This is a genomic window from Sporomusa sp. (genome assembly GCF_035561255.1).
Taxonomy (GTDB): domain Bacteria; phylum Bacillota; class Negativicutes; order Sporomusales; family Sporomusaceae; genus Sporomusa.
In genome coordinates, this window is record NZ_DATMXX010000220.1 from 1 (window position 1) to 9,168 (window position 9,168).

At 46.4% G+C, this 9,168-nt stretch carries 7 protein-coding genes; all 7 read right to left on the reverse strand.

Features of this window, described 5'->3' with window-relative positions; all coding sequences use genetic code 11:
* Positions 1-224: 224 nt before the first annotated feature.
* The 7 genes from VN379_RS11890 to VN379_RS11920 all read right to left on the reverse strand — a co-directional run bounded on the left by VN379_RS11890 (position 225) and on the right by VN379_RS11920 (position 9,115).
* Positions 225-953 (reverse strand): response regulator transcription factor, encoded by a 729-nt coding sequence (locus VN379_RS11890; RefSeq protein WP_325534071.1) that lies wholly within the window; start codon positions 951-953, stop codon positions 225-227.
* Positions 954-1,680: 727 nt separating this feature from the next.
* Positions 1,681-2,901 carry a sensor histidine kinase gene (locus VN379_RS11895; protein ID WP_325534073.1) on the reverse strand — a complete coding sequence of 407 codons (1,221 nt, stop codon included), beginning with the start codon at positions 2,899-2,901 and terminating at the stop codon, positions 1,681-1,683.
* Positions 2,894-3,589 carry a response regulator transcription factor gene (locus VN379_RS11900; protein WP_325534075.1) on the reverse strand — a complete coding sequence of 232 codons (696 nt, stop codon included), beginning with the start codon at positions 3,587-3,589 and terminating at the stop codon, positions 2,894-2,896. Before VN379_RS11900 ends, VN379_RS11895 begins: the two co-directional genes overlap by 8 nt.
* Positions 3,590-3,653: 64 nt before the next feature.
* Positions 3,654-5,369: a methyl-accepting chemotaxis protein gene (locus VN379_RS11905; RefSeq protein ID WP_325534077.1), complete on the reverse strand. Its 1,716-nt coding sequence runs from the start codon at positions 5,367-5,369 to the stop codon at positions 3,654-3,656.
* Between the two features lie 42 nt (positions 5,370-5,411).
* A complete protein-coding gene (locus VN379_RS11910) occupies positions 5,412-5,837 on the reverse strand; it encodes a SoxR reducing system RseC family protein (RefSeq protein ID WP_325534079.1) in 426 nt (141 codons plus the stop codon).
* Positions 5,838-6,215: 378 nt separating this feature from the next.
* On the reverse strand, positions 6,216-7,517 hold the full coding sequence (locus VN379_RS11915; protein WP_325534081.1) for a sulfite exporter TauE/SafE family protein: 1,302 nt from the start codon (positions 7,515-7,517) through the stop codon (positions 6,216-6,218).
* A 176-nt stretch (positions 7,518-7,693) separates the two neighbouring features.
* Positions 7,694-9,115 carry a multicopper oxidase family protein gene (locus VN379_RS11920; RefSeq protein WP_325534083.1) on the reverse strand — a complete coding sequence of 474 codons (1,422 nt, stop codon included), beginning with the start codon at positions 9,113-9,115 and terminating at the stop codon, positions 7,694-7,696.
* Positions 9,116-9,168: the final 53 nt, after the last annotated feature.

Consider the following 9,168-nt stretch of genomic DNA (forward strand, 5'->3'; position numbering starts at 1 on the left):
ACTTTTAAGATATCATCCGATTATGAAGAACTCATGAAGTAATGATGAAAAACTCGTGAATTTTTTTCGTTCTGTAACTTGATTGAGACGGTTAGCCACCACCAGTAGTGCCTCAGCAAGCAACCGAAATAAACATGTCGATAAGCAAACTCCATGGTTGGTCACCGCCACCAGTTCCATATAATGGGTCATACTCATATTCAATTCCACTCTAAATCTCAGAACTAAAGTATACCAGACATGCTATCTCTCAATTTGTTACCGCTGGCAAACCGATAACCCACGCCACGGACTGTTTGAATATAGTCGTGTTCTCCCATATTTTTCGCTAATTTCCGTCTTAATGAGTGAATATGGGCATCAATCGAACGTGTAGTTCCTTTCAAATTTTTACCCCATACCATCTCAATAATATCTGCCCGGTTTAGTGTCTGCTCTGAGTGCAAAATCAGCATTCCCAAAATTCTAAACTCGGTCAGTGTCAGTGTAATGTCACGGCCCTTGTAACTGACTTGGAAATTTTCCAGGTTAATTGCCAGGTCGCCAGCCTTAAAAATCTCACTTGGCTTTGGTTCGCTAGTCTCTTGCCGCAGGATGACTTTCGCACTTTCTACAAGGTCCCGGCAATTAAACGGTTTTGTCAGGTAGTCATCAGCACCTGCTGCTAAGGCTTTTGGTCGTTCACATTCTTCACCATTCTTACCAACTACAATGATCGGAATATCCGTTTTTCCTTTGATCTGAGTTAACATTTCCCAGCCATCAGAATCTGGTAACACAATATCAAGAATGATGAGATCCGGCTTCCAGGTTGTCAGAAGCTGCCACGTTTCAGCACCAGTATCAGCTCTATATAGTCGAAAACAATCATTCTCCAACAGTGTCTTCAACACCTTCGCCATTTCCAAGTCTTTCGTCACCATAAGCACATAGAATATGTTTGATCTTTGCATCCTGCCACCTCGGTCATTATTTTGCTATTTGAAATGAGACACCGAATAACCACCGCCAATATAAATCCCTACATAGGATGCGCGCGATTCATATGTTGTAAAATTTACCAGGTCACACGGCCGGGGAGTAACAGTGATACCTCCTACCCACCAGAAACCGTAGATCTACGGTACGAGGCAGGTTATGTAATGCTTACCGGTACACGTTTGTACAGACCGGAGTAGTCGAATCCCCGGGGCCGGTGAAGTCCCACCCCAAACCACTGGTTGACCCAACTTTGCCGCACTCCCTTCAAACTACAATTATTCTTAAGATTTTTACAAGTTTTGCCTGACTTTAATCAGCTGGTCTTGGAAATCTATTACTTTAAAGATACCATACAATTATGAAGAACCCATGAATTAATAATGAAAATCTTGTGAATCTTTTCGTTCTGTAACTTGAAAAAGCTTCTATGGGTATATCCAGTGTAAGAAACCCAGGGCTCTGTCTGCCATATACTTTCAATATAATTTACTGATAACAAGATAACAGACCCCAGCTTGAGCTAGGGTCTTACAAAGAGGGGGAGGTTTATTTATATAAACCAGATGGTGCTTAACCATCCGGGTCGCTATTACTACTCCATATCTTCGTTCGCCTTCAGTTTTGCAATTACATTGATAACATAAATTATCACAAACAAGTTCATAAAAAACAGAATCCACATCATCTGCCATCACTCCGCTACATTTTGTTCGCCTTGTCCTGATATGTATATAATACACGATCACTGTGAAGAACTGATGAAGATATTATGGCTTTTTCGTGAACTTTTGCAGGCAACAGGACATAGAAAGCGCTTCCTTTGCCTACTGTGCTCTCTACCTGTACTTTACCACCGTGGATCTCTGCAAGCTGTTTAACGATAGCCAGGCCAAGGCCTGTACCGCCACTTTTTCTATCCCGTGACTTATCGCCTCGGTAAAAATGGTCAAAAATATAAGGTAAATCAGCAGCGTTGATTCCAGGGCCATTGTCGGCAACAGTGACCTTTACCCAGTCCTGCTCTTCTAGTCTTATTAGCCCGGTAGAAACTGTTACCTGCCCGCCAGTTGCAGTATAACGAATAGCGTTAGTAATAAGGTTATAGAATATCTGGCAAATTCTATCTGCATCAGCCGTAATTGATGGCAGCCCCTGAATCAGTTTTTGCTCAATGGTGATTTCTTTTTCATCAGCAAGCGGTTTTAGCATATACAAGGCCTGCTCCATCGTCTGATTGACGGCAACCTCTTTAACCTCTAATGATAGTTGGCGTACTTCTGCGAGCGATAAATCTTTCAAATCTTTGATTAGTCGTGATAAGCGGACAGCTTCTTCGTGGAGGGAAGTTAACTGTTTTTGGTTAGGCTCTATAATCCCATCGATCATTCCCTCCAGATGGCCTTGGATAACAGCGAGTGGAGTGCGTAGTTCATGGGCTATGTTGGCGAGAAACTGCTGCCTTAGCTTACTGTTATTATCAAGCGTTTCTGCCATTATGTTAAATATCATGGCAAGACTTCCCACTTCGTCTTTGGAGGTTACGGGAACTTTCTGGGCAAAGTTACCCCGCTCAATCTCCAGCGCGGCGGCGCTTACTTTGCGCAAGGGTATAGTAATACTGCGGGCCAAGGCATAGCTTGCCGCCAACCCAGCCACTAATAGGGCTACGCCAACCCAAATGAGGGACTGATGTACGGATGTTAAAAAGTTTTGCTCCGATTTTCCCATCATGACAGCTTGTCCATGACTGCCGGGGCTCATATGAGTCATCATACTGCGGTGCATTTCCATCTGCTGAACGGTAACATACTCCTGGAACAAATCAGTCATTTGCGTGTTAGCCAAATAAATAAGCAAAAATACGGTCATGGCAACCGCCAGGAACATGAGTCCTGTAATCCGATAAATAATGCTATTCATTTTGGGTACCTACCATACGGTAACCAACACCATAGACAGTTTGGATGTATGCCGGCTCTTTCGGGTTATCTTCGAGTTTCCGCCGCAAATTCTTGACATGCGCATCAACGGTGCGTTCATATCCCTCAAAAGAATATCCCTGGGTCTGCTCAACTATCAGCAGTCGGCTAAATACCCGACCTGGATTAGCCGCCAACAGTTCCAAAATCTTAAACTCGGTTGGCGTGAGTTCAACGGGTTGCCCGCCTTTTGTTACCTGATACTGTTCCAGATCAATGATTACATCCCCCATTCGAAACGGTACAGGCTTAGTAGTTGTTCCCTTTGTCCGGCGCAAGATGGCCTTAACGCGTGCCACGACTTCCTTAGGGCTAAAGGGCTTAGTCACATAATCATCGGCGCCAATCTCTAGTCCAACTAATCTGTCGCTCTCTTCATCCCGGGCGGTCAGCATTAAGATGGGGACCTCGCTATCACGCCGTAGCATCCTGCAAATATCCCAGCCATCCATCCCTGGCAGCATTAAGTCAAGCACCAGGATATCGGGCCCTTTTTCACGAGTGATTTTCAAAGCGGCAAGACCATCCTTCGCGGTGAATACAACAAATCCATCTTTTTGAAAATACAATTGCAGTAACTCTACCAGTTTTACATCATCATCAACAATTAAAACCGATCTTTGTGACATGTTTTTCCCTCCCAGTAATCTCCTTTAGCTAAGACTGACGCCATAAACAGACGCCAGTCTTAATTTAGACTTTAAACTTTTGCACTGCATCCTCCAGTTGCTGAGCCATATGAGCCAAACGTTGGCTGGAAGCCGCCATTTCTTCCATGGAAGCCGACTGCTCCTGAGTTGCCGCCGAGATGGTTTGTGCTTCTGCTGCGGTATTCTTACTGATTTGTTCGATATTTTGAATAGAGCTCACTATCTGCCGGCTGCCGCCTGCTACTTCATGAATGGAAGACGATATATCGGTGACTTGGGTGGATACCTGTTCTACAAGCACCATGATTTGTTCAAACGCGTACCCGGCTGTGTTTACCACCTCGGTACCTGCTCTAACTTCCTTGGTTCCTGATTCCATGGCGGTAACGGCTTTTGTGGTATCACCCTGGATCTCACTAATTAGCCCGGCAATCTGCTTAGCCGCCTCTTGGGATTGTTCGGCAAGCTTGCGTACTTCTTCAGCGACCACGGAAAAACCGCGCCCCTGTTCCCCGGCTCTGGCAGCTTCAATGGCTACATTAAGCGCCAGCAAATTCGTCTGGCTGGCGATACCGGCAATGGTATCTACGATTTGACCAATCTCATTTGACCGCACGCCCAGTTTAGTCACTAATGTTGCCAGATTAGCCACCGTTCCTTCAATGCTGGCCATTTGCCGGACGGCCGCTGCTACAGCCTTATTCCCCTCTTGGGCAGTATGAGCCCCTTGGTTGGCAACCCCAACCACAGTACCGGCGTTTTCGGCTACATGCTGAATGTTGGCTGACATCTTATCTACTATGCCAGACGTTTCGTTTACCGCATGGGATTGTTGCTGTGTCCCTTGGGCGACTTGCATAACCGACCCGGCAACCTGGGTAGCCGCCTGAGCTGATTGCTCTGCGCCTTCAGTCAGGACAGCCAAGGCAGCGGCTACCTGCTCAACTGAGTCTGTAACCTGCGACACTAGTTTACGCAGGTTCTCGGTCATGATATTAAACGCTTGGCCAAGATGTCCAATCTCGTCTTGCGATAGGGCGACAACAGTCTTGCCGGTGAAATCCCCTTGAGCCATCTCTTCTGCCCGTTCAACCATATTCTGCAGCGGATTGACAATAACCTGGGCAATATAGCGCCCCAGACCAAATGCGGCTATCATAGCTACACCTGTTATAGCGACAATCCAGGTAATGGCCTCAGAGGCCTCCTTAGCGCTGTGCTCTGCCCGGTTGGCGGCTTGCTTGGCCTCGTTGTTGGCCATTTCCTCCAGCATGCTGTTAGCATGCTGCACATGCCCGGCAGCGTTTCGCTCAAAATAGGCGTAGGCTTCCTGTTTCCTACCCGCCAACGCCAATTCGATTGCCTTATGCCGCTCCTGATGATAGGTAATGAACATTGTCTCAATCTGCATTAGCTTTTCTTTTTCATCATCATGAACTACAGTTTCATATTGTTTAAATAGCTGTTCTACATCGTCCATCCGGGTCTTGGCTTCAGCAAGCAGTTTGTTTTCTTTGGTTTTATCCATATCGGCCAGAAGGACTTCCATAGTAATACCCAGCGCAGCCTGCGACTGACTGCGGGCGGCATTAACCCATTTGACTGGCAGCAGATTTTTGGCATACATGTCATCTTGCGACTTTCTAATATGGGTTGTTGCCTTAAAACCTACATAACCGATAATGCCCGAAAAAACCACCATCATGAGTACTAAGCTAAGTATTTTCCGTGCTGTTGGTAAATTCCGAAACCATTGCATATTCCTCAAAACTCCTCTCACCAGTTGCTTCTACAGGAATTTTTACATATTTTTGGATAGTATAGCTACTACCACCGGCCGCATCCGCTCATCGGTACGCGCCATATGATCAAAGTGTTTGACATACCACACCGACAGTGTAAAAAAGCCAACACCCCCGGCTATCGATGTCAGCAAGCTGTCCATCCCTATATAGGAAGCTGCATAATTTCCCGCCAACGCACCGGCGAAAGCCGCAAGTAATGGCGCCATATAGACAATAAATGCCGCTTTAAGCATATTCACCTCGCGAATCTCAATAGCTACTCGCTGACCTGGTTTGGCATCAACCAAGTTGAGAGCCTCAACCACGATGGCTGTATTGCCTGGGCATGAGCCACAGTTTTCACAGTCGCTATGCCGGCTAGCCTTAACCTTAGCCATCTTGCCGATTACTTCCAGGACGATACCTTCCTGCTGTTTATTCATTCTTCTCACTCTCCGTTTTCAAATTCATTTACCTATATTATACAAATCAAATATGAATTACTGATGAATATGCCGTGAAGATATTATGAGTTTTTCTGAGAACTGGCATGTCCTGTATTGAACTAGGGCGGTGTGCGAACCTAAGGGGGAGATAGTAGGGGCTTAGTCTCACTTCATGTAGTCTGAAATCTCATTGGCGGTATAAAGAAAACACGGCTTGCGCCGAGCCTTGCGAAAGCGGAAGCCGATGTTGCCCTTATCCAGGCAGAAAGTTATACTTTCTAACAGGAAAACAAAATATCCCGCAGGGTCTCCCCTTGCAGGATATTTCCAATCACTCTGAATAATATTGGGAATTTGCTCCCCAAGATATACCTATTATCGATTCGCGCCATCTACTACCTTGATGACCCCTCGTATCATTCCCATCCAGCAACTAAAGGTAATATCCTCCCCTTTGGGCATAAATTCAATCATATTTTCTCCCTTAATTAGCTTCTTCTTAATTTGTAAGGTAGGTACAACAACCTCATTGTTGCAGGAGTTGATCGCCTTACCCTCAATGATCCATTTTACCGGTATCCCTTTCTGCACATAGAGGACGCTTGGCTGATAGCCATTCCTGTCTGCAGTCATACGGATGATTTGAACGGCATTATTGGGTTCCGGTTTTACCGCCACTACCTTGTCTTTTGTGCCAGCCACTAGGTCGGGAACGGTATCAACCCCCATCAGGGCCAGACCACGATTGGTCATGACTATGCCTAGTACTATGACAAACACGCCGCTCAAACGTAACAATCTGGCAGTTGCATCTTTGCTAAACAGGCTGGTAAGTGTTCCACAGGCAAGCATCAGCGGCAAGGTGCCCAGTGCAAAAACAAACATCGACATGGCTCCTACAGCAGCACTTCCGGTACCTAATGCATATAGTTGCATGGTCTGCAGCGGCCCACAGGGCATTAACCCGTTTACAACACCTACCCAGTATGGTGTTTTGATGCGTGAAGAGGTCAACGACGGTAACGGTAGTTTTAGGTATTTTCTTAGAAAATTAAAGCCGGCAAGGTTTAAGCCCATCAGTATCATAAATATCCCGGCAAATAGGTTAATGCCAGCGATTATACCTAGCGACAGCGACACTACTGAACCAACCGCTCCGACAATCCCACCCAGCAGGGTGTACCCTGTAAGTCTGCCTGCGTTATAGGCCAGCGACGGCTTTAACGCTGAGAGTGTGCCACCACCGGATATGGTAACACTTTGCGATAGCATAATACCACCACACATGCCAACACAATGAAGCGAAGTTAAAAGGCCTACCGCAAAAAGCAGGAGATATGTCACTTGGCCTGGTAGTTGGCTGTTTGTATTAAAACCGGTCCCGAACTGCCCCAGGAACAGGATAAACAGAAAAACCAGCAACATACCTACCATATCTTTAACTCTAGCTTTTGACTGTACGCGCATACCTACAGTGTAGCCTGCACCATGAATGGCCTGTTTGATTGTCGTGGATGTGCACTGCTCAGTATCGAATTTCACCCGCACGTTTCCTGCTGTATAACTGGCCTTTACATATACTACGCCGCCAACCTGCTGCAGTGCCTGCTCAATCCGCTTCTCACACGATCGGCACTGCATATCACCTATTTGAAGAGCTGTTTTCATGATGCTCATATCCAGCACCCCTCACCTTGCCAATATATACCATTATTATATGGGTTCCCTCTGGATTTATGAGTTGAGCAGAACATTTCGTGAAAGAGGAAAACAAAAGCGGGATATTCGTGCCAGTGTTGGCATTGAATATCCCGTTTCCTATAACTAATTTAATTAAATAACAACTCTCTACCCTATTTAGCTACAACAGTAGTCATCATGCCGCCATCTTCGTGATCGAGAATGTGGCAATGAAGCATCCATGTGCCAGGGTTAGTCATCGTAAAGGCGATATCTACATACTCGCCAGCCGGTAAATTGACGGTATCTTTCCAAATTTCCCGTTCGGGAGCTTTCCCGTTTTGGGATACAATCTGGAATTCAGTGCCGTGAATGTGGATGGGGTGATCCATTTTCTCGGCTGTGCTGATGTCGTTGTTGACAATCCGAACCTTTACAATTTGTCCGAGCTTAACCTGTAATGCGGCAACATCAGGGTACGATTTGCCGTTAATGGTCCAACGCATGCCGCCCTGCATCTTCATCTCATTGGTCATACTCGGAGCCGGTGCTCCGTGTCCGGCATGCCCGCCCGCTGAAGCGGCAGGCGCAGGATTAGCACCATGAGACGGCATGTCCATCACTGAGTTCAGGTCAAGTGTAAAATCAGGGGTACGATTTTCGATGCCGGCAAACCCTTTCGGTTGGGGCACAACAAAAGGTGATGCTACCGTGGCGACTTGTCCTTGCTGGTATTGTATGGGGATTTTGATCCCTAGTTCACTGCGGTCGCTTTCCATTATATAGGCTTGCCCTACATCGCCGACTGCTGCCACCTCAGCGTCAAGGCGCTCGCCAGGCGATAAGGTCAGTACATCAGTCTCGTATGGCTGTGGCAAAGGATGTCCATCAGTATGGGTAACGCGGAAGCGGTGACCTAATATTTTAATGATGTGAATGGCAGCGGTCGAGGCGTTAATAAAACGCAGCTTGTGGAGTTCGCCTTTGCGCATGACTAATGGTTCAATAGCTGAACCTGATTTGCCGTTTACTGTCTCAATATTACCAAACCGCTCCATATCGCCTCTGGCTGTTCCTTTGAGGCGGTTACCACTTGCATCAAGGTACCAATCATCTAAAACATAGATATGATCGCCGCTGTATTTATCGTCTTCCGGTGCCTTGACAATAATCGGGGCATACAATCCATTGTCAACCTGATCAAGCACCGGGCGGTAGTGGGAATGATACCAATAGGTACCGGATTCGTTCACTTTAAAGGAGTAAGAGTACTTCTCACCAGGTTTGATGGTTTTTCCCGGACCATCCTGGTCGTTTGGTATCACCAGACCGTGCCAGTGAATGGTTGTTGTCGAAGGCAAGTTATTCACGCCTGAAACGTTGACTGTTTCACCCTTCTTAACGATAATAGGCGTTCCTGGTACAGTCCCGCCATAACTCCAAACCTTAGTAGTCAGCCCCGGCTTTATCTCCCAGTTAACCTCTTTCATGTCTAACTTGATGTCGGCGGCCTGGCCTGTAAAGGCGCTGAAGGAAAAAGCAATGGCGGCAGATGCTGCCAGAAGAATGAGTGCAACTGATTTTTTGAATACCATAATAAATCCCCCTTTCCGGATGTTCCAATAGTACCGGGTTTAGTGTTTCAGAT

Bases quoted from the DNA above. Each gene is read 5' to 3' on its own strand.
- VN379_RS11890 (WP_325534071.1), bottom strand. From the start codon at position 953: ATGCAAAGATCAAACATATTCTATGTGCTTATGGTGACGAAAGACTTG.
- VN379_RS11895 (WP_325534073.1), bottom strand. From the start codon at position 2,901: ATGAATAGCATTATTTATCGGATTACAGGACTCATGTTCCTGGCGGTT.
- VN379_RS11900 (WP_325534075.1), bottom strand. From the start codon at position 3,589: ATGTCACAAAGATCGGTTTTAATTGTTGATGATGATGTAAAACTGGTA.
- VN379_RS11905 (WP_325534077.1), bottom strand. From the start codon at position 5,369: ATGCAATGGTTTCGGAATTTACCAACAGCACGGAAAATACTTAGCTTA.
- VN379_RS11910 (WP_325534079.1), bottom strand. From the start codon at position 5,837: ATGAATAAACAGCAGGAAGGTATCGTCCTGGAAGTAATCGGCAAGATG.
- VN379_RS11915 (WP_325534081.1), bottom strand. From the start codon at position 7,517: ATGAGCATCATGAAAACAGCTCTTCAAATAGGTGATATGCAGTGCCGA.
- VN379_RS11920 (WP_325534083.1), bottom strand. From the start codon at position 9,115: ATGGTATTCAAAAAATCAGTTGCACTCATTCTTCTGGCAGCATCTGCC.